The sequence below is a fragment of the Kribbella jiaozuonensis genome (genome assembly GCF_005233875.1).
GTDB classification, from domain to species: domain Bacteria; phylum Actinomycetota; class Actinomycetes; order Propionibacteriales; family Kribbellaceae; genus Kribbella; species Kribbella jiaozuonensis.
Window position 1 is genome coordinate 1,060,206 of sequence record NZ_SZPZ01000004.1, and the last position, 23,615, is coordinate 1,083,820.

General features: G+C 66.1%; 19 protein-coding genes. 5 read left to right on the forward strand and 14 right to left on the reverse strand.

Annotated elements, in window-relative coordinates; translation table 11 throughout:
- Nucleotides 1-23 precede the first annotated feature (23 nt).
- Entirely contained in the window at nucleotides 24-2,387 is a 2,364-nt protein-coding gene (locus tag FDA38_RS31065) for a glycoside hydrolase family 95 protein (RefSeq protein ID WP_137257647.1), read from the reverse strand.
- Between the two features lie 142 nt (nucleotides 2,388-2,529).
- Here FDA38_RS31065 and FDA38_RS31070 point away from each other — a divergent pair, with 142 nt between their 5' ends.
- From FDA38_RS31070 to FDA38_RS31080, 3 genes are read left to right on the forward strand one after another with little or no spacing between them, the layout of a single operon-like run.
- The gene (locus FDA38_RS31070) at nucleotides 2,530-3,849 is read left to right on the forward strand and encodes an L-fuconate dehydratase (RefSeq protein ID WP_137257648.1); all 1,320 of its coding nucleotides are present in this window, start codon (nucleotides 2,530-2,532) and stop codon (nucleotides 3,847-3,849) included.
- Nucleotides 3,846-4,631 (forward strand): FadR/GntR family transcriptional regulator, encoded by a 786-nt coding sequence (locus FDA38_RS31075; RefSeq protein ID WP_137257649.1) that lies wholly within the window; start codon nucleotides 3,846-3,848, stop codon nucleotides 4,629-4,631. Before FDA38_RS31070 ends, FDA38_RS31075 begins: the two co-directional genes overlap by 4 nt.
- Entirely contained in the window at nucleotides 4,603-6,615 is a 2,013-nt protein-coding gene (locus tag FDA38_RS31080) for a glycoside hydrolase family 36 protein (protein WP_137257650.1), read from the forward strand. The genes FDA38_RS31075 and FDA38_RS31080 overlap by 29 nt, the downstream gene beginning before the upstream one ends.
- A 63-nt stretch (nucleotides 6,616-6,678) precedes the next feature.
- Here FDA38_RS31080 and FDA38_RS31085 read toward each other — a convergent pair whose 3' ends face one another.
- The 6 genes from FDA38_RS31085 to FDA38_RS31110 form a co-directional block, all read right to left on the reverse strand.
- The gene (locus FDA38_RS31085; RefSeq protein WP_202877907.1) at nucleotides 6,679-7,851 is read right to left on the reverse strand and encodes an SIS domain-containing protein; all 1,173 of its coding nucleotides are present in this window, start codon (nucleotides 7,849-7,851) and stop codon (nucleotides 6,679-6,681) included.
- 67 nt (nucleotides 7,852-7,918) lie between these two features.
- A complete protein-coding gene (locus FDA38_RS31090) occupies nucleotides 7,919-9,334 on the reverse strand; it encodes a hypothetical protein (RefSeq protein ID WP_137257651.1) in 1,416 nt (471 codons plus the stop codon).
- Between the two features lie 41 nt (nucleotides 9,335-9,375).
- Entirely contained in the window at nucleotides 9,376-10,269 is an 894-nt protein-coding gene (locus FDA38_RS31095) for a carbohydrate ABC transporter permease (RefSeq protein ID WP_137257652.1), read from the reverse strand.
- On the reverse strand, nucleotides 10,262-11,188 hold the full coding sequence (locus tag FDA38_RS31100; protein WP_137257653.1) for a carbohydrate ABC transporter permease: 927 nt from the start codon (nucleotides 11,186-11,188) through the stop codon (nucleotides 10,262-10,264). Before FDA38_RS31100 ends, FDA38_RS31095 begins: the two co-directional genes overlap by 8 nt.
- A gap of 10 nt (nucleotides 11,189-11,198) precedes the next feature.
- Nucleotides 11,199-12,521 (reverse strand): ABC transporter substrate-binding protein, encoded by a 1,323-nt coding sequence (locus tag FDA38_RS31105; protein WP_137257654.1) that lies wholly within the window; start codon nucleotides 12,519-12,521, stop codon nucleotides 11,199-11,201.
- A gap of 224 nt (nucleotides 12,522-12,745) precedes the next feature.
- Nucleotides 12,746-13,501, reverse strand: coding sequence for a DeoR/GlpR family DNA-binding transcription regulator (locus FDA38_RS31110; RefSeq protein WP_202877908.1), 756 nt, complete (start codon nucleotides 13,499-13,501; stop codon nucleotides 12,746-12,748).
- A 190-nt stretch (nucleotides 13,502-13,691) separates the two neighbouring features.
- Here FDA38_RS31110 and FDA38_RS31115 point away from each other — a divergent pair, with 190 nt between their 5' ends.
- Nucleotides 13,692-14,567: a DeoR/GlpR family DNA-binding transcription regulator gene (locus FDA38_RS31115; RefSeq protein WP_137257656.1), complete on the forward strand. Its 876-nt coding sequence runs from the start codon at nucleotides 13,692-13,694 to the stop codon at nucleotides 14,565-14,567.
- Here FDA38_RS31115 and FDA38_RS31120 read toward each other — a convergent pair.
- The 5 genes from FDA38_RS31120 to FDA38_RS31140 are packed head-to-tail and all read right to left on the reverse strand — an operon-like array spanning nucleotide 14,500 to nucleotide 19,840.
- Nucleotides 14,500-15,357, reverse strand: a complete 858-nt coding sequence (locus FDA38_RS31120) for a carbohydrate ABC transporter permease (protein ID WP_137257657.1) — start codon at nucleotides 15,355-15,357, stop codon at nucleotides 14,500-14,502. The genes FDA38_RS31115 and FDA38_RS31120 overlap by 68 nt on opposite strands.
- Nucleotides 15,350-16,309, reverse strand: a complete 960-nt coding sequence (locus FDA38_RS31125; RefSeq protein ID WP_233715021.1) for a carbohydrate ABC transporter permease — start codon at nucleotides 16,307-16,309, stop codon at nucleotides 15,350-15,352. The genes FDA38_RS31120 and FDA38_RS31125 overlap by 8 nt, the downstream gene beginning before the upstream one ends.
- Nucleotides 16,306-17,595 carry an ABC transporter substrate-binding protein gene (locus FDA38_RS31130; RefSeq protein WP_137257658.1) on the reverse strand — a complete coding sequence of 430 codons (1,290 nt, stop codon included), beginning with the start codon at nucleotides 17,593-17,595 and terminating at the stop codon, nucleotides 16,306-16,308. Before FDA38_RS31130 ends, FDA38_RS31125 begins: the two co-directional genes overlap by 4 nt.
- Nucleotides 17,592-18,767 (reverse strand): NAD(P)/FAD-dependent oxidoreductase, encoded by a 1,176-nt coding sequence (locus tag FDA38_RS31135; RefSeq protein WP_137257659.1) that lies wholly within the window; start codon nucleotides 18,765-18,767, stop codon nucleotides 17,592-17,594. Before FDA38_RS31135 ends, FDA38_RS31130 begins: the two co-directional genes overlap by 4 nt.
- 2 nt (nucleotides 18,768-18,769) lie before the next feature.
- Nucleotides 18,770-19,840, reverse strand: coding sequence for an amidohydrolase family protein (locus FDA38_RS31140; RefSeq protein ID WP_137257660.1), 1,071 nt, complete (start codon nucleotides 19,838-19,840; stop codon nucleotides 18,770-18,772).
- Between the two features lie 175 nt (nucleotides 19,841-20,015).
- On the opposite strand from FDA38_RS31140, the gene FDA38_RS31145 reads away from it, so the two are divergent.
- Nucleotides 20,016-21,581, forward strand: coding sequence for a hypothetical protein (locus tag FDA38_RS31145; RefSeq protein ID WP_137257661.1), 1,566 nt, complete (start codon nucleotides 20,016-20,018; stop codon nucleotides 21,579-21,581).
- A 340-nt stretch (nucleotides 21,582-21,921) separates the two neighbouring features.
- Here the strand turns inward: FDA38_RS31145 and FDA38_RS31150 are convergent, their stop codons facing one another.
- Both FDA38_RS31150 and FDA38_RS31155 read right to left on the reverse strand, forming a co-directional pair.
- The gene (locus FDA38_RS31150; RefSeq protein ID WP_137257662.1) at nucleotides 21,922-22,434 is read right to left on the reverse strand and encodes a hypothetical protein; all 513 of its coding nucleotides are present in this window, start codon (nucleotides 22,432-22,434) and stop codon (nucleotides 21,922-21,924) included.
- A gap of 131 nt (nucleotides 22,435-22,565) precedes the next feature.
- Entirely contained in the window at nucleotides 22,566-22,805 is a 240-nt protein-coding gene (locus tag FDA38_RS31155) for a hypothetical protein (protein WP_137257663.1), read from the reverse strand.
- Nucleotides 22,806-23,615 lie beyond the last annotated feature (810 nt).

A 23,615-nucleotide genomic window follows, 5' to 3' on the forward strand; every position in this document is an offset into this window, starting at 1 on the left:
ACCCTCCTCGTCCTGGCCGGAGATCAGCTCGAGCTCAGGCGGTGGCCGATACCGGCGGTCAACCTGACCGGCACCCGGTCGTCGCCGTGGCGTACGACGCGCTCTTGGTCGCGATCGGCAGTAAGAACTGCCTCCACGCGACCCTGCGTCCAGGCGATGTCGACAGTGACCCCGCCGCGAGCCCGCAGGCCGGTGACCCGTCCGCTCGGCCACTCGGCCGGCAGAGCAGGCAGTAGCTCGAGCTCGCCGGTGTGGCTCTGCAGCAGCATCTCCGCGATCCCGGCCGTCGCGCCGAAGTTGCCGTCGATCTGGAACGGCGGATGCGCACAGAACAGGTTCGGGTAGACACCCGCGCCGCTGCCCGGTCGCCCTTTCGCCGTGTCGTCCGCGGGCTTCAGGAATGCACGGACCAGGCGGTGTGCCGCGGCCGCATCGCGAAGTCGAGCCCGCAGGTTGATCTTCCATGCCAGCGACCAGCCGGTGGCCTCATCGCCGCGCAGGTCCAGGGTTCGCGCTGCGGCGGCCGCGAGGTCCGGCGTACCGTCCGGCGTGATCGCATCGCCCGGATGGAGACCGACCAGGTGCGACATGTGCCGATGGTGGGGATCTTCTTCGGGTAGGTCGGCCGCCCACTCCTGCAGCTGTCCTTGTGCTCCGATGGCCGGTTCGGGCAGACGCTTGCGGGCGGTGGACAGCTCGCCGACAAGGGGATCGACGACGTCGAGGAGTTCGGCCGCCTGCTCGACTCGCTGGAAGAGATCCGAGATCAGGGCGAGGTCCATCGTCGACGAGACGGTGACCGAGGCCGGCTCTCCGTCGGCGGCAAGGTAGTCGTTCTCCGGCGACGTCGACGGCGCCGTACCGAGCGTGCCGTCCGGCAGCTCCACCAACCAGTCGAGGCAGAACTCCGCCGCCCCGCGCAGTACGGGCCACGAGTCGCCGAGGAACTCCAGATCGCCGGTGAACTCGTAGTGATCCCACAAATGCCGGGACAGCCAGGCACCGGCCATCGGCCAGTTCGACCACCGCGGATCACCCTCGACCGGGAACGACCAGCACCAGGCGTCGGCGTTGTGATGCGCGGTCCAGCCGGCGCAGCCGTACCGTTCCTTGGCCGTCGTACGCCCGGCTTGGGCGAGTTGACCGATATACCGGAGCAGCGGTTCGTGGCATTCGGACAGGTTGGTCGTCTCGGCCGGCCAGTAGTTCATCTCGGTGTTGATGTTGACCGTGTAGTTGCTGCTCCACGGCGGCCGGAGGATGTCGTTCCAGATCCCTTGCAGATTGGTCGGCAGGCCGCCCGAGCGCGAACCCGCGATCATCAGGTAGCGGCCGTAGTTGAACAGCAGCGCGGCGAGCGCGGGATCGTCGGCTGCGCTCGCGACCCGTACGTCGGTCGGCAGGTCGGACTGGTCCGCCCCGGCCAACTCGAGCGACGAACGCCGGAACAGCCGCCGGTGATCCTCGCGATGATCGTTCAGGATCTCGTCGTACGCACGGGCGCGCGCTGCGAGAACTGTCTGATCCGCGGCGGTCCAGCACTCCACGGCCGATCGAGTCGGCGTGGTCGACGGACCGTCGTACCCGGTGCCGCTGGACAGGATCAGCGTGATCTCCGTTGCGTCCTCGATCGTCAGCTGGGCTTCGTCGGCGCGGATCTCCCCGTCGCTCGCGGCTCGGAGCGCGATGGCCGCCGCCATGCCGCGATCAGCGCCGTCGGAGTACCGGATCGGATCCGCAACGTCGCTGCGATGCGGAGGAGCGACATCGGCCGGTGCCTGCAGCAACAATCCGAGTCCGTCCTCGACGGCGTGAGGCTGCGAGGGCAACTGCGACGTCAAACTGCAGGTCAGTCCCAGCACCGGCTCGGATGCGGTGACTCGCACAACCAGGACATCATCCGGTGCGCTGACGAAGGTCTCTTGCCGCACAACGACTCCGCCGACCTCGTACTCCGCCGTCGCCGTCGCGGCATCGAGATCGAGCTCCCGCCGGTACTGCGCGACGTCGGTCGGAGTACTGCCATTGATCCGAATCTCCAGCAGGAGGTCGCCCAACGGCAGGTACGCCTGGCCGTAGCCGGAGTGGAATCCGCCGGCCAACTCGTGCGCCCGGCGGATGTCGCCCGCCGCGAGCGCATCACGCACGGCCTGGACTGCTTCGGCGCCCGTCGCACCCAACGGCGTCGACAGCAGCCGCGCGGTCTCCGGCCCACCCGACCACAGCGTCTCGTCGTTCAGGCCGATCCGATCGCGGCCGACCCCGCCGAAACACATCGCGCCGATACGGCCGTTGCCGAGCGGCAAAGCCTCCAGCCAGGTATCGGCCGGGCGGTCGTAGTACAAGCGCTGCGCACCGGACCGGTCCGAGCTCACCAGGTTGCCCATACTGCAGTCCTCCGTCGAGATGACGAGGTATTAGTCCTATGAATTTCCGGGATCGTAGCGCCGCCGCTGCGATTGGTCCATACTGAACGCCATCGAATAGCCAGAAAGATCCCATCTCTGTGGAACGGATGTGAGGGCCGCCATGCCACGGATCACCTCGGTGGAGGTTGTCGACGTCCGCTTCCCGACCTCGCTGACCCGCGACGGTTCGGACGCGATGAACAAGGACGGCGACTACTCAGCGGCGTACGTCGTGCTGCACACCGACGCTCCCGGACTGTCCGGGCACGGCTTCACGTTCACCATCGGTCGAGGCAACGACCTCTGCGTCGAGGCGGCCCGACAACGCGCCCAGCCACTGCTCGGCCGCGACGTCGACGAACTCTGCGGCGACCTCGGCGGCATCTACCGCGAACTGCAGTCGGACAGCCAGTTGCGCTGGCTCGGCCCGGACAAGGGCGTCATCCATCTGGCGTTGGCTGCGGTAATGAACGCGGTCTGGGATCTCGCCGCCCGAGGGGCCGGCGTACCGCTGTGGCGCCTGCTGGCGGAGATGTCCCCCGAGGATCTCGTCGAGGCCGCCGACCTGCGCTACCTGAGCGACGTCCTGACGGCCGATCAGGCGGTCGACCTGCTAGCCAGGCAAGAAGGGGGCCGCAAGCAACGGATCGAGGAGCTCGAGGCCTCCGGTTACCCGTGCTACACGACCTCGGCCGGCTGGCTCGGGTACTCCGATGCCAAGCTGCGCAGGCTCTGCGAGGAAGCCGTTGCCTCCGGCTACAAACACGTCAAGCTCAAGGTCGGCGCCGACCTGGACGACGACATCCGGCGCTGCGGCATCGCCCGCGACGTACTCGGCCCGGACGGCAACCTGATGATCGACGCCAACCAGGTCTGGGAAGTGCCGCAGGCGATCGAATGGGTCAAGGCGTTGGCCGAGTTCGATCCCCTCTGGATCGAGGAGCCGACCAGCCCTGACGACATCCTCGGCCATGCCGCGATCCGCAAGGCGGTCGCGCCGATCGGCGTCGCCACCGGCGAGCACGGCATGAACCGAGTGCTGTTCAAGCAGATGTTCCAAGCGGGCGCAATCGACTACTGCCAGCTCGACGCGGCCCGCCTCGGCAGCGTCAACGAAGTACTCGCGGTCTACCTGCTCGCAGCGTCGTTCGACGTACCGGTCTGCCCGCATGCTGGCGGCGTCGGCCTGTGCGAGCTGGTCCAGCACCTCGCGATCTTCGACTACGTCGCTGTCTCGGGCAGCCTCGACCGCCGGGTCACGGAGTACGTCGACCACCTGCACGAGCATTTCGTCGACCCCTGCGTGGTTCGGGCCGGTGCGTACGTGCTTCCGGACGCGCCCGGTTACAGTGCCGAGATGCAGAGGGAGTCACTTCAGACCTATCGCTTTCCGGACGGCGTCTACTGGTCGACCGTCACCGAACCAGACCCGCTGCCATGACCCCCAGCAAGGTGGTCGAGAAAGCGCGTACGCCCGGCACCTCCCAGACCGATGTGGTCATCGAGGGCATCCGGCAGATGATCATCGACGGCCGGCTCCGGTCCGGTGACCGGCTCCCGGTCGAGAAGGACCTCGCCACGGCCCTGGGCGTCTCCAGGAACCCGTTGCGCGAGGGGGTCCGCGCGCTGTCGATGATGGGCGTTCTCGAGACCCGGCAGGGCGACGGCACCTACGTCACCAAGCTCGACCCTTCGATGCTGCTGGCACCGATCGGATTCGTCGTCGACCTGCAGGACGGCAGCGGAACGCACCACCTGCACGCCGTACGACGGGTTCTCGAGACCGAGGCCGCTGCCCTTGCAGCGCGACAGATCGCGCCGGAAGAGCTCGAAGCCGCGGCCGAACTGCTGCGCCACAACGAGGCCGAGCTGCAGCTCGACGAACCCAATCACGAGACCGTGATCGAGAACGACATCGCGTTCCACCGCATCATCGCGGACGCGGCCGACAACCCCGTGCTGGCGGCGCTGATCAACGCGCTGGGCGGACGAACCATGCGCGACCGGCTGCGCCGATCGATCACGCAACCGGGCGCCGACGACACCGCCCACAGCGAACACCTCTCGATCCTCGCCGCACTGACCGCGCACGACCCCGACCGGGCCCGGATCCGGATGGCCACCCATCTGTTCACGGTCGAGGACTACCTGCTCGAAACCCGCCGCCGAACCGACGACGAAACGAGACCTCTGGATGAATCTCCTGCACTGGAGCAGCCCTGACCTGAGTCTGACCTTCGCTCTCGACGACGGTCCGGTGCGCCTGATCGGCGTCGGCTCCGAGCAGGACCTGCCTCCCAGCCAGCCGTTGGTCGAGGTTGCCGCTGTGGGACATGGCCTCTCGCCGAGCACCTATCGGCACGTCGACACCAGCCTCGGGCAACAGTTGCGCTACGTCCGGCACGATGAGGACGATGCGACGTTGCGCATCGTCCAGGAGGAGCCCGGCACCGGTCTGCGGATCGTCAGCGTGTTCGAGGCGGGAGCCGGCGTACGCGCCTGGTCCGAGGCCTCGATGACGGGCCCGGGCACACTCGAGCTGACCTTCCTGTCTTCCCTGGTCGTCGGCCTTCCGTCCATCGATGCGGAGTTGCTCACCGCCGCCAACAGCTGGATGGCCGAGAATCGTTGGTCCACCCACGCATTGCGTTCCGAGGCGCTGGCTGACATCGTCAGCGACGCGCATCGCCATGTCGCAAGAAGCCGGTACGCCGTGACCAACAGCGGCTCGTGGTCGACCGGCGAACAGTTGCCGATCGGCGTCCTTCTTGGTCAGTCGTACGCGCTCGGTTGGCAGATCGAGCACAACGGACCCTGGCACTACGAACTCGGCGAAAGCCGGCACGGCGGCTACCTGTTGCTGAGCGGGCCGACCGACCAGGAGCACCAATGGAGTGTCGACCTAACCCCCGAGCGGCCGTTCACGACCGTGCCAGTCTCGCTTGTCGCCGGGACTGATCGCGACAGCGTGTTCGCCGCCCTGACCCGGCAACGCAGGGCGATCCGTCGCCGGCGCCCGATCGACGACCGGATGCCGGTCGTCTTCAACGACTACATGAACACCCTGCTTGGCGATCCCACGACCGAGAAGCTCCTCCCACTGATCGACGCCGCTGCGAACGTCGGAGCCGACTACTTCTGTATCGACGCCGGCTGGTACGCCGAAGGCGACTGGTGGAACACCGTCGGCGCCTGGCAACCGTCGACCACCCGCTTCCCGAACGGGCTCGCCGAGGTGATCGACCGGATCCACTCCCACGGCATGACACCCGGCCTCTGGCTCGAACCCGAGGTGATCGGCGTCCGCTCCCCGATCGCCGACGAACTCCCCGATGACGCCTTCATCACCCGTCGCGGCCGCCGCGTCGCCGAGTCCGGCCGCTACCTGCTCGACCTGCGCAGCACGGCCGCCCGCGCCCATCTCGACGCGACCGTCGACCGCTTGATCCACGACTTCGGCATCGGCTTCTTCAAGTTCGACAACAACACGATGACCGGACCGGGCACCGACAAGGACGGTACGTCGCTCGGCCACGGACTGCTCGAACACCAACGAGCACTACTCGACTGGCTGGACGATCTCCAGACCCGCCACCCCGACCTGCTGATCGAGAACTGCGCGTCGGGCGCCATGCGGATGGACTACGCGATGCTGTCCCGGCTGCACCTGCAGTCGACCTCGGACCAGGAAGATCCGTTGCTCTACGCACCTATCACCGCAGCCGCGCCGGCCGCCGTACTGCCGGAACAGGCCGGCCACTGGGCGTACCCGATCACCGGCACCACCCGCGAAGCGTTCACCTTCGCTCTCGTCAACGGCATCCCCGGCCGCCTCTACCTGTCCGGCCACCTCAACCAGATGACGCCGACCGAACTCGACCTGGTCCGCTCCGCCCTGGCCGCCCACCGCACGATCCTCGAAGACCTCGACACCCTCGTCCCCACCTGGCCGCTAGGACTCCCGACCTGGACCGACGACTGGATCGCCCTGTCCCTCAACGGCCCGGACGTCTCCTACCTGACCCTCTGGCACCGCACTCCCGGCCCGTCCACCGTCACGCTCCCCCTCTCCCGCTCGACGATCGAGCCCCACTTCCCCACGGAGAACACCGGCTGGACCTACACCTGGACCGACGACAACACCCTCACCATCACCGCCGACACCCCGGAGCCCTCGGCGCGAGTACTACGCCTCACCCGCTCATGACGCTCGAGGCGCCGCCGTGCTCTCCCGAACGAGGCGAGTTCGGCGCCTGATCTGTGTGTGTTCTCAGGGCTGCAGGGGATGGATGGTTACACCCTGTACGACGCGGTTGACCTCGCCGTCGGGGAATGGGTTGTCCGGCGTACGGCCAAGCGCCACGGAGAACTGCAAGGCGAGCAGTTGGGCGATCACGACGAAGGGCAGTACGAGCGGTGCGTCGTTCACCTCGGCCACGCCGGCGATCCGCCAGGCCTCGGGCGCAACGTCGGGATCGTCGGATCGTCCGTCGACGATCAGCACGTTCTCCGGGCCTATCGCCGCGCGGAGTTCCATCGCGATGTCCTGGTCGTAGCGGCGGGTGTACAGGTCGTTGGACAGGTAGAGGACCGCCAGGCTCCGCTCGTTCAGGACGGACTTCGGCCCGTGGCGAAAGCCGAGTGGGGTGTCGTAGAAGCTGATCATCTTCCCCGCGGTGAGCTCGAGGAGTTTCAGTGCCGACTCCCGCGCCAGGCCGCTCAGCGCACCACTGCCCAGGTAGACGACTCGGTCGTAGCGGCGAGCGGTGTACGCGGACAGGTCGTCCGCGCGGGCAAGGACTTGTTCGGCCGCATCGGCGAGCCGGTCAGTGAGGCCAGGATCCTGGTCGGGGGCCAGGGCGAGCCAGGCGGTCAACAGCATCGAGGTGAAGCTGGACGTCATCGCGAAGCCGCGATCGTTGGTTGCCTCCGGCATCAACACGACGAGCGACGAGGCGGACCGTTCGTGCTCGCGCGCCAGCCGGCCGGTCGCGTTGCAGGTGATGACCAGGTGATGGGCCGCTCGCAGGCAGCTCGTTGCCAGCTGGGTGGCGGCGACACTTTCCGGGCTGTCGCCCGACCTGGCGAACGAGACCAGCAGCGTGGGCACATCATCGGCGAACATCTCCCGAGGGTTCGAGACGATGTCGGTGGTAGCGATCGCATCGACCCGCCGGCGAAGTCTTCGCGACAGTGGTGGCGCAAGCACCTCGCCGACGAACGCCGACGTACCGGCACCCGTCAGTACGATCCTCAGGTCGGGCTGCGCCAGCAGCGGCTCGAGGAACGCGGCGAGCTCGCTCGACCTGGCCGCCAGGCTCGCGGCCGCCTGACGCCATACGGCCGGCTGCTGCAGAACCTCCTGGTAGGTAGCCAGCGAACTCACGCCGTCCGTCGTCTCGGCGGCGGCTTCACCGTTCAGGTCGATGGAATTCTCACTCACGGATTCCCCTTAACGTCGAACTCGGAGCGGTAGAACGCCGACGCCGGCGTTCTACCGCTCTCCTTGATCAGGCGTTCCGGACCGCGTCGCCGGCTCCGGACAGGTTGTCCAGGCGCATTTCCGAGTACTTGCGGCTCAGCACGACCCCGTCGGCACCGCCGCTGAAGGCGGCCGTGGTCGCGTCGCGAACGCTGTCGCGAGTGCACCGGGTCAGGTTGTCGCCCGACGTCAGGTCGTACTCCTCCTTCATACCGACCGGGATGTCGATGTCGATGCCCGAGTAGATCTTCGTCCCGGTCCCCTCGACGCCGGCCTTCGCGCGGGCCGTTTCCCGCTTGACGTAGTCGGCACTGAAGCCGATCTGGGACAGGTCGTCGAACTCGCCCTCGTCCAGGTTCAGAAGTTTCAGCATCAGCGGGTAGACCTCGGCCGGGGTGGCGTCGGCGAACAACGTACGGCAGATCGAGGTGACCCAGGTGAAGAATCTCGGCCCGGCGCAGTTGTTGTAGATCACGATCTTGAGGAAATCGGAGACCTTGGCGAGCTCTGCATAGTCCTGATCAGCTCGGTAGAACGGGCTGAAGGAAATGTTGTGATAGACGTGCCACCCCACCTCGAGGTCCTGCTTGCAGGCCTTGGCGACACCGTAGATGTCGGCGTACATCTGGCGCTGGCTCTGCGTCCAGAGGTTCTGCCAGGCCAGCACCTCGGGGTAGCGCAGCAGGATCCGCCAGAACGAGGTGAACGCACCGTCAGGATCCTTCTCCCCCGATGACGTCTTCTGGTTCCAGGCCAGCACCGCCCCCATGCCTTCCCGGGCCCGCTCGACATTGATCCCCAGATTCCGGCCGATCTGCTGGCAATGAGTGCAGAAGCAGCCGAGCTCGCCGGCTTCGACCGGCTTCTGGATAGCGAGGTTGAGCGGACCGGGCCGCTCGGAGCACCAGGCGATGCCGTCGAGGTCGTACGACTTCGCGTAGTCCTCGACGATGCTCAGATGCCAGTTCCGGTAGTCAGGGTTGTTGAAACAGGTGTGCAGGGTCGGCCTGCCCCAGAGATCGACCTCGAGAAGCTTCGGGAAGTTCGGGTAGTCGCGCAGCGCCTGGGCGTAATTCGACTCCTCGATCCAGGCGTAGGACCCCATGCCCAAAGCCTTCGCCTTCGGGATCACGTCCTCGAGCATGTCGTACCCGGGATGCTCCGGTGCCCGGCCGATCGATCCGAGGACGGTGTTTCCGTAGAACTCGGGGTGCACCGTGGCGTAGTTTCCACCGACCCAGTCGAGGTCGTACTCCTGCACGCCGTGATCAGGAATCGGGTGCCCGGGCAACTGACGTCCCCCGGTGCCTCTGGTCCAGGTCGGTGTGGCCAGGAAGAGCTGGTTCACCCCGCCCCGTTCGGCGAGGATGTCCAGCACCTTGTCGGTTCCTTCGTCGATGAATGACGCGGCACCGATCTGGATGGCCACGAACTTGTCTGACATCTGGATGCGTGCTCCTTGTCGTGTAGCGAGTGAATGGTCGGTCAGCCCTTGAAGCCGCTGCCGGTAACTCCTTGGATGAAGTACCGCTGGGCCAGAAGGAAGATGATGAAGACCGGTACGACGGTCACCGTCGCGCCCGCCATCAGCGGCCCGACCTGCGTGTAGAACTCGTTCTGGAACTGGGCCAGTCCGATCGGCAGGGTCTGCTTCTCCGGCGAGGTGAGGAAGATCAGCGGCCCGAAGAGGTCGTTCCACGAGTCGAGGAACGTGAACATCGCGACCGCGGCCAACGCCGGCTTGGTCTGCGGCACCATGATCGTCAGGAAGGTCCGGAAGGTCGACGCACCGTCAACCTGCGCGGCCTCCTCCAGACCGGCCGGCAGCGTCTTGAACGCCTGGCGCATCAGGAAGGTCCCGAAGACCGGGGTCAGCACCCTCGGCACCCACAGCGGGAACAACGTGTCGATCCAGCCGATCTTCTGGAACAGGATGTACTGCGGCAGCAGATAGATGATGTTCGGCACGATCGCCGTCACCAGGACGATCCCGAACAGGGCGTCGCGGCCCTTCCAGGTCAGCCGGGCAAACGCGTAGCCGGCCAGGGACGAGACGATCAGGCCGCCGACAACGTTGAGGACGGCCAGCTTCACACTGTTGAGGAAGTAGACCGGCATGTTGCGGAGCACGGTCGTGTAGTTGCCCCACTGCGGATGGGACAGCGCGAATCCCGGCGGGAAGTCCATCACGTGCTCTTCCGGACGCAGCGACGTGTTCAGCATCCACAACGCCGGAGTCAGGAACGACAACGCGAGCAATATCAGGAAGATCATCAAGATGATCCGCCGCCCTCGGAACCTGCGCTTGGCCTGCGGGGGATGCTTGCGGTCTCCCCCGCCCGCCACAACTGGTCTGTCGTCGACGGCCAGGTCAGTCATAGAACACCCACTTCTTCTGCAGCTTCCACTGGATCCACGTCAGTACGGCGATGAGCGCGACGATCAGCCAGGCCATGGCCGCTGCGTAGCCGAACTTGCCCTGCTGGAAGGCGACCTGCCACAGATAGAAGATGTAGACGCTGCTCGAATAGCCGGGGCCGCCTTTGGTCAGGACGTAGATCAACCCGAACACCTGGAACGATGCGATGAACTGAGAGATGGTGACGAAGAAGATCTGCGGCGTCAGCAACGGCAGGGTGATCCGCCACAGCCGTGACCAGGCGGAGGCGCCGTCGATCCGCGCGGCCTCGTACATCTCCTCCGGGATTCCCTGCAGACCGGCGAGCAGGATCATCATCGGATATCCGACGCCCTGCCAGGCGCTGACCACCACCACCGCCGGGATCACCCAGGCGGAGTCGGCGAGCCAGGCCGGGCCGGTGATGTGCAAGGTCCGCAGGAACTGATTGATCAACCCGTTGGTCGGACCAAAGATGTAGTACCAGACGAACCCGATCGCCACGACGTTCATCACGTACGGGGTGAAGAACGCCATCCGCAGGAACGCCGTACCCGGGACCTTCAGGTTCCCGAGCAGCGCGAGAACGAGCGCCAGAACGACCGTCACCGGCACACCCAGGACCGTGAAGACGATCGTGTTGCGGACCACCTGAAGGAAGATCGGGTCGTTCGCGATCAGATCGACGTAGTTGCGGCCGCCGACGAGCCGGGGCGAGTTGAACCCGTCCCAGCTCGTGAACGAGGTGTACATCGACACGACGATCGGCGCGGCCTGGAAGGCCACGATGCCGAACACGAGCGGCAGTGCGAACAGCCAACCTTCGAGGGTACGGCGGCGCCGGTTCCGCCGTACCTCCGGCGGAACATCGGCACGCCGCACTGCGGTGTGAATCGCCATCGGTCCGGCCTCAGCCCTGACCGAGAGCCTGCTCGACCTGCGGCCTGGCTCCCGACAGCACGTCCTGAGCGCTGCTCTTGCAGTTGTAGACCTGGTCGAGCGCCGGACGGTAGATGGCACGAGCGCCGAGCGTGTTGCTGGTCTTGTTCCCGGCCGTGAGGTGGTGGGCCGCCTCGGCCAGCAGTTCGGCGTGCTCCGGCGCACCGGTGCTCGCCTTGGAGATCGCCTCGGCCGCTGCGTTGTTCACCGGGGTGAACGAGCCGCCCTTGCCCAAGATCTGACCTGCCTCCGGACCAGCGAGATAGTTGAGCAGTTTGAAGGCCTCGTCGTGGTGCTTCGCCTTGGCCGGTACGCCGTAGCTCACCACGCTGGCCTCGTTGGCCTGGTCCGCTGTCCCGGCGGGTGGTGGCGCGATGTCCCAGTCGAAGCCCTTGATGGTCTGCCGCAGATAGGGCACCGACCCGGACTGTTCGAACAACATCGCGGTCTTGCCCTGCGCGAACAGCTGGATGTCTGCGTTGTCCTGCAGCAGATCCGCCCACGCCGGCTGGACGTGATACTTACACGTCAGGTCTGCGACCCACTGGACGGTCTGGACCCCGATCGGATCGGCCAGCGTGAACTTCTTGCCGTCGGCGCTGTAGACCCCTGTCGGGCTGCCGTTGTTGTGGGTGAACGTCTGCTCGTAGTTCGTTGCCGCGCTCACGGTCGCGCCGTACATCTTGGTGCCGTCGGTCAACTTCTGCGCGTCTGCCAGGAAGTCCGCGGTCGTCCACTTGTCGCTGCTCCACGTACCCGGCGGAAGCGGCAGGCCGGCCTTCTTGAAGGCATCGATGTTGTAGAAGACGATCGTGGACTGGTAGCCGAGCTGCCACGAAGTCATCCGGCCGTCGGACTGCTTCCCGAAGTTGAACACCTGAGGGGCGTAGTCGGAGTCCTTGAGCCCGGCGGCCTTCACGGCCGGCGCGAGGTCGAAGAGCGCGCCGTTGTCCGTGAACTGCTGCACGTAGTCGTCGTTGATCCGGAAGATGTCCGGCGGCTTGCTGCTGGCCAGCGAGGTACGCATCTTGGCCTCGTAGTCGGATTCCGAGGGAACCGGGAGCACGTCGACCTTGATGTCGGGGTTCTCCTGCTCGAACTTCTGGATCGCCTGTCCCAGCGGCATACCTTCGACGACCTGGTCGTTCATGAAGGTGATGGTGACCTTGCCGCCGGCTGTGTCAGCGGATCCCCCACCCGAGCAGGCGGCGAGTGACACCGCCACGGCCCCGGTCGTGAGGAGGCCGGCGATCCGACGCCGCCGGCGACGCGTCTGTGACGAGTTGAAGCCCATCGATACGACTCCTTTGTGAAGGTGAAAGGGCGGTGTCGCCGGGCCGAAGGGGCCGCGGGCCGATCACGCGAAGACACTGCGCAGACCTGCGCACTGTGGCGCGCGAAGTTGATCTGAAAGTAGATGGAACGACCAGTTGTGGTCAAGGGATACGAATACATGCGCAACTTGATGAGCAAGTGCGCAAAACTTGCGCACTCGCTAGGGCTGCTGGCGGGCCTTGCTCAGACGATGGTTACCCGCACGCCGGCGCGCTCGAGAGACTCGAGTTGGTCCGGGTGGGCGTTCCGATCGGTGACGATGTCGGTGATGTCGGAGAGCCGACTGATCCGTGCGAACGTGACCCGGCCGATCTTCGAGCTGTCTGCGATGACGACACTGCGACGTGCCCGGCGCAGAAATGCCAGGTCGGTCTGCGCCTCCATCTCGTCGTACGTCGTGCAGCCCTCCTCGGGCGTCAGGCCGTCCACGCCGATGAATGCGACGTCCAGGTGATAGTTGGCCAGCATCGCTTCCGCGGCGGGCCCCACCAGCTCGTACGACGACCGCGCGAGGCCGCCGATGAGCACCAGCCGAACACCGGCGTGCCCGACCAGTTCAGCGGCGATGTTGATCGCGTTGGTGACCACTGTGATCCCGCGGCGCTGGGCCAGGGCGCGGGACAGCTCCAGCGCGGTGGTCCCGCCGGTCATACCGACCACGGCGCCCTCCTCGACAAAGGCTGCGGCGGCGCGGCCGATGGTGCGCTTCTCAGCCTGCCGGAGGATCGCCTTGACCCTGGTCGGTTTCTCGTCGCCTGCTTGGTTGGACAGGGCTCCGCCGTGGGTGCGGACCAGCAGCTGGTTGCGGCTCAGCGTCTGCAGGTCGCGGCGGATGGTCGCACCCGAGACGCCGAGGGCGACGGCCAGGGCGGCGACGTCGACGCTGCCCTCCAGTCCGACCTGGTCGAGAATCGCGCTCAACCGCTCCGACTTCCTCACGACCGGCACTGTATAAGGTGCGCAGGTTTTGCGCACTCGCTCAAGATCTTGCGCATGTATTCGTATCCCTTGACCAGTAGTTTTCATGATGACTACCTTCGAATCAGATTCGCGCGCCACTGTGCGCAACTGCGCACTCGCGATCGCCTGCTCCAGCGAGCCCGTCGGTGCGACGAAGGAGGCGACCAGGATGAGTACGGCGGCTCTCTCGTCGATGCGCTCCTGTCAGCCATCGGTGCCGTCCCCCCGCCGGGCCCAGCGGCTGGTCGAGATCCTCGACCTGCTGACCACGCGCGGACCGATGTCGGTCGATGCCCTGTGCAATGAACTGCGGGTCTCGCCGGCAACGCTGCGCCGGGACATGACGCACCTGGAGGATCAGAGCCTTGTCATCCGGACCCGCGGCGGCGCCCGGGCCAACACCGGACGAGAGCTGCCGGTCCGGCTCCGGGACACGAAAGAGCCACAGGCCAAGCGCGCCATCGCAATCACTGCCGCCGCCCTGGTGCCGGTGAACAGGCCGCTGGCGGTGGCGATCGGTGGTGGCTCGACGGCCGCCGAGGTCGCCAGGGAACTCGGCCGGCGCCGACGGCTGACGATCGTGACGAACGCGCTCACCACCGCTGTCGCAGTCGCCGCACGACCGAACCTGCAGGTGATCATGACCGGTGGGGTGATCCGCGCGAGTTCACTCGAGCTGGTCGGCAGCCTGGCCGAGACCACGTTCAACGGGATCAGCGTCAACCTGGCCATCCTCGGCGCAGACGGTGTCAGCGCGACCCACGGCGTCACCACCCACGACCACACCGAGGCCCGGACCAATCACGCCATGGTGACCCATGCACACCGTCTGATGGTGGTCGCCGACAGCTCGAAGATCGGCCGGACGACCGTGGCCAAGGTCGCCGACGCGTCGGCGATCGATGTTCTGGTCACCGACGCTTCGGCGGATCCTCGCGAACTCGCCGCGCTGGCCGAGTTGGGCGTGACGGTGCATGTCACCCCTTCACGCCGGAGAACGCAATGCCGCTCATCAAGTGCCGCTGGAAGACGACGAACACGATGATCACCGGCAGGCTCGCCAGCAACGAGCCGGCCATCAGTACCGGGAAGTTCGTCGTGTACTGACCTTGCAGGCTGGCCAGGCCGGCAGAGACCGGCATCTGCCGTGGATCCGAGTTCACCACCAGTGGCCAGAGCAGATCGTTCCACGACCAGATGATCACCAGCACCCCGAGCGCGATCATCCCCGGCGCGGCCATCGGCAGCATGATCCGCCAGAAGATCTGCAGGACGTTCGCACCGTCGATGCGGGCAGCCTCCTCGATCTCGATCGGAAGCTGCCGGAAGAACTGGCGCATCAGAAAGGTGCCGAAGGCACTGAACATGCCGGGCAGGAACAACGCCACCAGGGTGTTCAGCAGCCCCAGCTTCTGCATGATCTGGTACTGCGGCAGCAGGAACACCTGGTAGGGCACCATCGTCACGGAGAGAAAGACCGCGAACAGGACTCCACGGCCCCGGAACTGCATCCGTGCGAAGGCAAAGCCCGCCAACGCACTGAACAGCACCTGACCGACGGTCCGGGCGATGGTCATCACGGTCGTGTTCAGCAGCTCCCGGCCGAACGGCAAGGCACCGAACACGGTCGTCACGTTCGACCACTGTGGCGAATGCGGCAGGAACGTCGGCGGCACGCTCACCGATTCACCGAAGCTCTGCAGCGACGTCGACAGCTGCCAGAGGAACGGCCCGACCATGAAGACCGCACCCACACACAGAACCAGGTGCGCGATCGGATGCTTCGGCCGGAAACGCCGCCGGTGCCGTACGGGCGCCTGGATCGACTCAGCCATAGTGCACCCACCTCCGCTGCAGCCGGAACTGCGCCGCGGTCAGGATCAAGGTCGCAAGCAGCAGCAGTACGCCGATCGCGGCCGCGTAACCGCCGTCGTGTTCGGCGAACCCACGTTGATAGAACAGGTAGACCAGCGTCTCGGTCCGCTCGATCGCCGGACTCTGCTGACCGACCATCAGATAGATCAGATCGAAGGCCTGCAACGAGTTGATCACCGTGATCACGGTGACGAAGAAGATCGACGGCGTCAGCAGCGGCACCGTGATGTGGAAGAACTGCGCCAGCCGCCCGGCACCATCCAGCTCCGCCGCCTCGTAGTAGTCGGTCGGGATGCCTCGGATGCCGGACAGGAAGATCACCATGTTGTAGCCGATCGACCCCCAGACTCCGACGATGCTGATGGCGAAGATCGCGGTGGCGGGATTGGAGAGCCAGTGCGGACCGTCGACGCCGATCTTCGACAGCAGCCAGTTGATCAAGCCGTAGTCGCCGTTGAAGAGGTACTTCCAGGTCAGCGCGACCGCTGCCGGCAGCGTGACCACAGGCAAGAAGTACAGCGTGCGGTAGACGGTCACTCCGCGCATCCCCGGCAGGCTGAGTAACGCGGCCACGATCGCCGACAGCGGCACCGCGAGCAACGAGATCACGCTGATGATCGCTGTGTTGACGATCGCGTGGACGATGTCGGAGTCGGCGATCAGCGTCCGGTAGTTCTCCAGCCCAGACCACACATGCCCGCCGAAGGCTCCCCAACTCGTGAAGGAGAAGTAGATCGTCTGGAACGTCGGCCAGATCTCGAAGATCACGAGCCCGGCAGCGGCCGGCAGCAGGAAGAGCAACGCCCACCAGCCACTGTCCCGGGTCGGCGGTCGCGGCCGGCCGCTAGTCGTCGTACGGACACGGATCGGGCGAGCTTCGGCCGGTGCCGTCGCAGTACTCGGCCCGCTCACCGCTGTTCCTTCGCCAACGCGCCGTTCATCGTCTCCGCGACGTGCCGGGACACATCGGCGACCGAGGACTTACCGGTCCAGGCGTCGGCGAACTGCTTCGTCGCGGCGTCCCGCCACGCGGCGGTATCGGTGGACGCCGGGAACGGCTGCGCGTACTTCAGGTGGTCGACGAAGACCTGCAGGTCGAACTCCGGCATCGCCTTGGCATACGCGTCGGCGTGCCCCTGGTATGCCGGGATCACGGTGCCCGTCTTGGCCTGGATCTCGGCGGCCCGATCAGATCCGAGGAACTGCAGGAACTCCCACGCCTGATCCGGATGCTTCGTCTTGGCAGACATGCTGTTCGCGAGCCCGTTGCTGTAATAGCTCCGGTTTCCCCCAGGTCCGGCCGGCAACGGCGCGATGCCGATGTTGGCCTTGCCGTACGGGACGGCGGCAATCTCCTCGGGTTCCCAGGAGCCGCAGTACCTCATCGCGACCTTCCCCGAGGTGAGCATCGCCAGCGGGTCGGTGTCGGTGGTCTGCTGCAGCGTCGGCGAGACGTGGTACTTCGTGATCATGTCGGTCCAGAACTGGATGCCCTGGATTGTCGCCGACTGGTCGTAGCCGGAGCTCTTGCCGTCGGGCGAGATGACCTGACCGCCGACCTGCGGCACGGTCAGGTACCAGCTCAGCTCGTCGGCCTCGGGCGCGACGAAGCCGTACACACCCTGCTTCGGGTTCGTCAGCTTCTGCGCCGCGGCGACCACGTCGCTCCAGGTCCAGGACTCGTCCGGGTACTTCACCTTGGCGGCGTCGAAGAGCTTCATGTTGTAGCAGAGCCCGAACCCGTTGACGTCCTTCGGTACGCCGTACACCTTGCCGTTGACGGTGTAGGCCTTGGTGACGGCGGGCACGTACGCGCTCATGTCCAGCTTGGACTTGTTGATCTGGTCGTCGAGCGGAGCCGTCCCGCCGCCGGTCGCGTAGTACTTGGCGTACACCATGGTCATCCAGAAGACATCGGGGCCGGTGCCCGCGGTGACGCTGGTCTGCAACTTCGTCCAGTAGCTCTCCCAGGGAGTGACCTGGACCTGGACGTCGATGTTCGGGTGCTTGGCGTGGAACTCCGTGATGATCTGCTTCATCGCGGCCGCCTGCGCCTGGTCCCAGATCGCGTAGGTGAGCGTGACCTGCTTGTCGTCGCCACCCGCCCCGGAAGATCCCGAGCAGGCCGCGACGGCGATGAAAGGTGCCACGAGCAACAGACTCAGCAGCCGTCGGCGGATTCGTCGTACCGTCTTCATGGGGACTCCTTCGTAGCGGGGCGGGCAGGGCTGAGGAAGTCGAGTCGCGCGGGCAGTGCTTCCCCCAATGCGTGCCGCGCCGAAAGTTCGCCGAGCAGTGGGCCGAGCGTCAGGCCCCACGCCCCCAGGCCGGTGGCGACGTGGACCGAAGGCGCAACCGCACCGACCAGCGGCAAGCCGTCGCTCGTCGCGGGTCGCAGTCCCACCCTGGTCTCCAGGACGGTGGCAGCGGACAGGCCCGGTGCCAGGGCGAGAGCCGCGCTCAGTACGGCGTGCTGGCCGCCGGCCGTGACTCGGGCGTCGAATCCGACGTCCTCGTGCGTCGCCCCCGCGACGATGCGGTCGTCGAAGCCGAGCAGGTAGCCGGCGCCGGGCGTGTTCACCACCGGCCGCATGCCCGTCTGCTGGCCGTCGAGACGCAGATGCACGAGCTGCCCACGGATCGGACGGACGTCAATCTCGACGCCGTAGGCAGCCAGGTCCGATGCTGCCCACGCGCCGGTGGCGAAGAGAACCGCTCCCGCGTCGAGCACCCGATGCCCGACGCGGACCCGCGGGGACGGGTACTGCGGATCCAGGCTTCCGGCGCCGGGGATCACCTCGAGGTGGGCACCGTCGGATCGGGTCCGGGCCCGCCGACGCGCCGCGGTCATCAACCGGTCGTGGAGCCGGGAACCGACGACGCGGCCGACCTCGGCAATGAAGATTCCGCGCAGATCGCCGCGCAGCTCCGGCCAATAGGCGCGGAGGTCTGCGCCGTCGACGGTCTCGACCGGCTTGGTGACGCCGTGCGCGCGGCGTCCCTCCGAGGTGGACAGCCGCTCGGCCACCGCGTCGAGCGCGGCCTGCTCGTCCGGATCGTCGCCGGCCACGACCAGCTCACCGACCTGTTCGAAGGTCGCCGAGCCCGCTCCGGCCGGGTCAACAGCATCCAGCTCGGCCAGGAGACTGTGGTAGTAGCCGACGCACTCGGTGATCATCGACGTCCAGTCCGGACGTTGTTCACCACGGTCGAGCGCGACGGGCGAGACGATTCCCGCGCCGGCATCCGTCGCCCGGCCGGCCAGGCCGGCGTCGACGAGCGCTACCCGCGCACCCTGGCGGACGCCGGCCAATGCGGCGCTCGCCCCGACGATGCCACCGCCGATGATGATCAGGTCAAACTCCGCCATCGCTAGCTCCCTGGCGAAGCGGTCGCGAGCGCCGGGATGAAAGCGCGTGCGTTGTCCCCTTCGACGAGCGCCGCCAGATCGTCCGGCAGTCCGAGTCCCGAAATCGTCCAGCGCCCGGTCGGCGGTATCTCGCTCGACGAGTAGGCGAAGGCCTCGTCGCTGCTGGCCAGGAAACGCAAGTACATCCGGTAGTCCTCGACGTCTGGCGGCGCGCAGTCCGTACCGAGCAGGACCCGGTCCGGATGACGCTCGATCAGCGCCCGGGTCCGTCGCGGCTGGCGGCCGAGCTCGGCGATCCGTGCGGCCAGGTCGACGCGATAGTTCGGACAGCTGTCGAGCATCTGCTCGACCCAGTCGAGGTTCTCGGCGAGGCAACCGACGTGGGCGCCGATGAAACGAACCTGCGGATGCCCGGCGACGACAGCCTCGAACGCGTCGAGCAATCGCTGCAGCGGCGGGAACTCAGGTCCGTGAAAGTGCCAGTCCGGATGCCGCAGCAGCTCCTCGAGCCTCTCGTTGCGACGGTCGAGCGGCTGGAAGAACGCGACCGGGTCGGCAGTATGGATGAGCGCCGGAACGCCGGACTCGGCCAACGCCTCCCACAACGGCTCCAGGCGAGGATCATCGAGGAAGATCAACTCCGACCGCTCGTCGCGGACCCGGAGCCCGATGTCCTTCCACAGCTTGAGCCCCGCCGCGCCACGGCGTACCGAATCACTCAGTGAGGCAGCCATCCGGTCGCCCCAGCCTGGCGTCGAGGTGTCGGTCCAGTCGACTCGGGCGAACGTCACGAAGCGCCCGGGATAGCGACGGTCGTACCGGTCGAGGTTCGCCTCGAGCTCGTCGTCCCACTCACCGTCGAGATTCACGATGGTCGCCACACCCGACTCGTCCATCGTCGCGATCAGCGCGTCCGGATCAGGCACCCGCCAGACCCCGGTGTTACGTCGTCCGAGATGGTTGTGAACATCCACGATCGGCGCCGCCGGAGCCGTCACCGACGTCACCGCGGCACTCATCATCGACACCGGAGCAAAGTCCCGCAGCCGGATATCACCGAGTCCTTCGGCCATCGTCCCTCGATTCGCAGTTCGGATCAGAAACCAGCGAGACGAAGCTACGATCGACAGCAAGGACCTCCAACGAACTGATCACTCCAACTGATCACTCACCCGAAGCCACTCCGGTGAGGTATCAGACGCGCGGCCGCTTTCCTCCGAGGTATTGAAAGATCCAAGGGGGGACGTCATGGCTGAGGAACTTGAGATCATCGTCGAGGAGTATCAGGACGAACTCACCGAGCGGGTCCTGCACTGGCGGGAAGCGCTGGTGCGGCATGAACGGGTCCGGGAGGAGCTGGGCGACGTCGACCCGGCCGCGCTGAGGGTTCTCGGCCCGACGTTGCCGGGACGAAAGCGGGACGAGAGCTTCGTTGCAACGGTCTTCGACCCGCGGGAGAACCGGTCGGTCGAGGTGCGGGGCCGACTCGATGGCGACGACGTCGAGGTGACGACGAGTTCGTTCCGGCCGAATCCGAGCGACCAGGAACTCGGCGCGGCGCTCGAGGCGCTGCGTGAGGATCCGGAGTTCGCCGTACTGCGGGACCGGGACGACGTCGTCGTCTACCAGCCGATGCCGCCGTTGGCCGACGTCGAACAGGAGGACGGATCGGTCGTACGCAGGGTCGCACTCGGCGTGTTCGACCCGCGGTCGGACCGGCGCCATCGGTTCGCCGCCGTCGGTGTCAGCGACCGAGTCGTGGAGTGGGATCCCGAGTTCTCACATCCGCTGGACGGGGACTGCGAGGAACACCTGCCGGTCGGTGTCAACAGCATGCCTGACGGCGGCGGCCGGGACTGGGTTCGCGTCCGGGTACTGCGTGGCGGCGTAGAGCTGTGGAACCTCGTGGTCGTCCGGCCGCGTGCGTCCGAGCCATCCCATTTCGGCAAAGGATCCGGCGTCGAACTCAAGCACGTCACCTATCGCGGCCGGCTGGTGCTCTGGCAGGCGCATGTGCCGATTCTCAACGTGCTCTACGACGACGGCGTCACGTACCGCGATTGGCAGAACCAGGAAACGCCGTTCATCGCCAACGGCGTCGACCCGGTCGGACCGGGCTGGCGAGTGTGTACGTCGCCACCGGCAACGATCCTCGAATCCGGTACGGACGCCGGAAACTTCCAAGGCGTCGCCTTCTGGTACGAGGACGGCGAACTGCGGATCGTCAGCGAGGTCCAGGCCGGCTGGTACCGCTACATGTCGGACTGGCGGCTGCGCGACGACGGCACCATCGCACCACGATTCGGATTCGCCGGCACCCGCAATCCACGCACCTGCATGCCACACCAGCACCACGTCTACTGGCGCCTGGACTTCGACATCGAAGGCACCGGCAACGACGTCGTAGAGGAACGCGGCCTGCTCTTCCCCCACCTTCCACTGTGGTGGCGCCTCGTCCGGGAAACCAAGCGGACCCGCTCGCTCTTCGCCCGCCGCTGGCGTGTACTCGACTCCGTCAGCGGTCGCGGCTACGCCATCAACCCAGGAACAACAGACGGCACCGCCGACTCCTACGGCGTCGCCGACCTCTGGTTCCTGCGCTACCGATTCACCGAACTCGACGACGGCGTCAGCGTCGTCGGCGGAACACCAGCCGACACCCAATGCCGACTCGACCAGTACCTGACCGCCGAATCAATCAACTCCACCGACGTAGCCATCTGGTACGCCGGCCACTTCCGCCACGACGAGACCCACCCCACCCCCCACCAAGGCCACATCGTCGGCCCAGAACTACGACCAATCAACTGGTGAGCTGATCGCAGGCATTGTCCGACTAGCTTTTGGGTTCGGTTGTGGTGGCTGAGGCGTGCGGGGGCTACATCAGTTCGGCGGAGGTCCCCGGTGCCGAGGAAATTCGCCCGAGCCAGCGCTTTACGAGATCAGCTCGCCGAGGGATGCCGGCGCCTCGAATCTCCCTGATCTATACGTCTCGAAGATCTGAAAGTGGCTAAGGGCTCGCTGGTTTGCATTCGATTCGGTGACTACCGACCATCCAGGTCGTCGATCCGTCGTGCGTCCTGGCCTTCAGTGTGTAGCGACCTGTCCACATCTGTTCGTCGTCGACCACAACGCGCCGATGTGTCCTGCGACATCAGGCGGCGGTTCGGCCGGCTTGCCAGGTGTCCAGTTGATCGATCAGGACGGACGCTGCCAGATTGAAATCGACGAGTGCTTGCCGTGATCTGGTGACCGGCGCCTTCACCACCTCGTCCATGGCACGTTCCAGTTCGGACAGATGCCGCCTCCAACTCGGCAGCGAGTCGAGTACGTTGCCGACTCGTAGTTCCGCGATGGCCTGATGAGCTTCGCCGACCTTGCCCATGACATCAGCTTCAGCATTCTGTCGGCGAGCACTCACGAGGGTTTGAACGGCACCCATGCAGGTGGCCAACTGCTTCCTTGCTTGGTCGAGTCTCTGAAGCTCATCCGCGCGACGTTGTTCGGTGATCTGTCGCAACTCGTCCGCTTCCTGCTGACGTTTGCGAGCTGATCTCGAGCTGACTACGACCGCGGCCCCCGCGCCGGCAGCAGCAAGCAGCGAGATGCCATATGCGCCGTACACCACCGAATCATCAACCGCTGCAAGCGGAACAGCCTTCGGCATCACTCGCAACGTGCGATAGGAGACACCAACAGGCTCCGACAATGGCATGGTGCCGGCGTGCGCTTGGGCTACCCCAGGCAGGAAGCACGCGGCCGTTATCGCGACTGCCCCGCACAACCGGAGGAGCTTCCTCATACCGATCCTCCCTTTTCGAGCTGGATCCGCTGCGCCGCCGTCCGCAAGCCTGTCAGCGTCTTGTCGAGAGTCTCAATGCTCTCGCCGGCCCGCTGCCTGTCGACGTGCCCTACCTTCGTCGCCTCGAACAGCTCTGCAACAGCTCCATTGACCTCCCCCACGAGTTCGACGCGTTCCTCCTCCTTGGCACCGAGGATCGTCCATGCACACGCGAGGAGCTCCTGAGACTCTCCCACGCAGTTCTCGTAGCGGTAGTAATAGCAGCGATCTCGGTCGACTTCTTGCCCGGATAGCCCAGAACTGCTGCCTCGTTGAGAGTGGCAGCTGCTTCTTGCAGCTCCTGCGCGCTATCGAACAGCCGACGCACCGCGCCTTCTCTCGCGGTCGTCCGCTGATCCTCCAGCTCGTTCGTTCGCTTCCTCTTCGCCAGCCTCGTCGTGGTGAAGGCCGTAATCACGCTGGCAAGCACTGCGGCAACAGCCGCGCCGGTAAAGAAGGAACTTGCATCGACGCCCGAGCTCGATGGCAACGGCCCTGGCGACGGTGATGGCGACGCCGCGCCAACTCCAGCCAGCCACAGCACACATGCAGCCCACACCATGTTGCCGCCCCTCGAGGAGTACAGCAGCCCCAACCGCACATCGGAGCCCGCGCCAGTCGGCAACTGTGCAGCGCCGCAACGCGCGAGGCCTTCATCCACATATCGCCGCACCTCCTGAACTCGTTACATACAGGTCAGACCACGATCAGCCGTAAAGCGCGGGTTACAGGACAAGTCGTTGGCCGCGGGGTTGTCAGCGCCCCTGTCCACCCTCCCTGGGTGTCTCAACCTTCGGGAGACGACTGACAGCCTCGATGAATGGTGAGTCCACCAGCCGGGCCGGAGTCGTTGCCCTCTGCCGCAGTACAGCCCACACCGCGGCGCGGGCAACTCATCGAGCTGCTCATCGGTAAGCGGGTATTCAGCTCCGGGAGCGAGGTACTGCCTTCTCCGCATCGATGACGCAGGGGCACTTTCGACCGATGAACTCAGCCGAGTACGCCAA

Excerpts from the sequence above, each read along its gene's own strand:
- FDA38_RS31065 (WP_137257647.1), bottom strand. The coding sequence starts at position 2,387 with ATGGGCAACCTGGTGAGCTCGGACCGGTCCGGTGCGCAGCGCTTGTAC.
- FDA38_RS31070 (WP_137257648.1), top strand. The coding sequence starts at position 2,530 with ATGCCACGGATCACCTCGGTGGAGGTTGTCGACGTCCGCTTCCCGACC.
- FDA38_RS31075 (WP_137257649.1), top strand. The coding sequence starts at position 3,846 with ATGACCCCCAGCAAGGTGGTCGAGAAAGCGCGTACGCCCGGCACCTCC.
- FDA38_RS31080 (WP_137257650.1), top strand. The coding sequence starts at position 4,603 with ATGAATCTCCTGCACTGGAGCAGCCCTGACCTGAGTCTGACCTTCGCT.
- FDA38_RS31090 (WP_137257651.1), bottom strand. The coding sequence starts at position 9,334 with ATGTCAGACAAGTTCGTGGCCATCCAGATCGGTGCCGCGTCATTCATC.
- FDA38_RS31095 (WP_137257652.1), bottom strand. The coding sequence starts at position 10,269 with ATGACTGACCTGGCCGTCGACGACAGACCAGTTGTGGCGGGCGGGGGA.
- FDA38_RS31100 (WP_137257653.1), bottom strand. The coding sequence starts at position 11,188 with ATGGCGATTCACACCGCAGTGCGGCGTGCCGATGTTCCGCCGGAGGTA.
- FDA38_RS31105 (WP_137257654.1), bottom strand. The coding sequence starts at position 12,521 with ATGGGCTTCAACTCGTCACAGACGCGTCGCCGGCGGCGTCGGATCGCC.
- FDA38_RS31115 (WP_137257656.1), top strand. The coding sequence starts at position 13,692 with ATGAGTACGGCGGCTCTCTCGTCGATGCGCTCCTGTCAGCCATCGGTG.
- FDA38_RS31120 (WP_137257657.1), bottom strand. The coding sequence starts at position 15,357 with ATGGCTGAGTCGATCCAGGCGCCCGTACGGCACCGGCGGCGTTTCCGG.
- FDA38_RS31130 (WP_137257658.1), bottom strand. The coding sequence starts at position 17,595 with ATGAAGACGGTACGACGAATCCGCCGACGGCTGCTGAGTCTGTTGCTC.
- FDA38_RS31135 (WP_137257659.1), bottom strand. The coding sequence starts at position 18,767 with ATGGCGGAGTTTGACCTGATCATCATCGGCGGTGGCATCGTCGGGGCG.
- FDA38_RS31140 (WP_137257660.1), bottom strand. The coding sequence starts at position 19,840 with ATGGCCGAAGGACTCGGTGATATCCGGCTGCGGGACTTTGCTCCGGTG.
- FDA38_RS31145 (WP_137257661.1), top strand. The coding sequence starts at position 20,016 with ATGGCTGAGGAACTTGAGATCATCGTCGAGGAGTATCAGGACGAACTC.
- FDA38_RS31150 (WP_137257662.1), bottom strand. The coding sequence starts at position 22,434 with ATGCCGAAGGCTGTTCCGCTTGCAGCGGTTGATGATTCGGTGGTGTAC.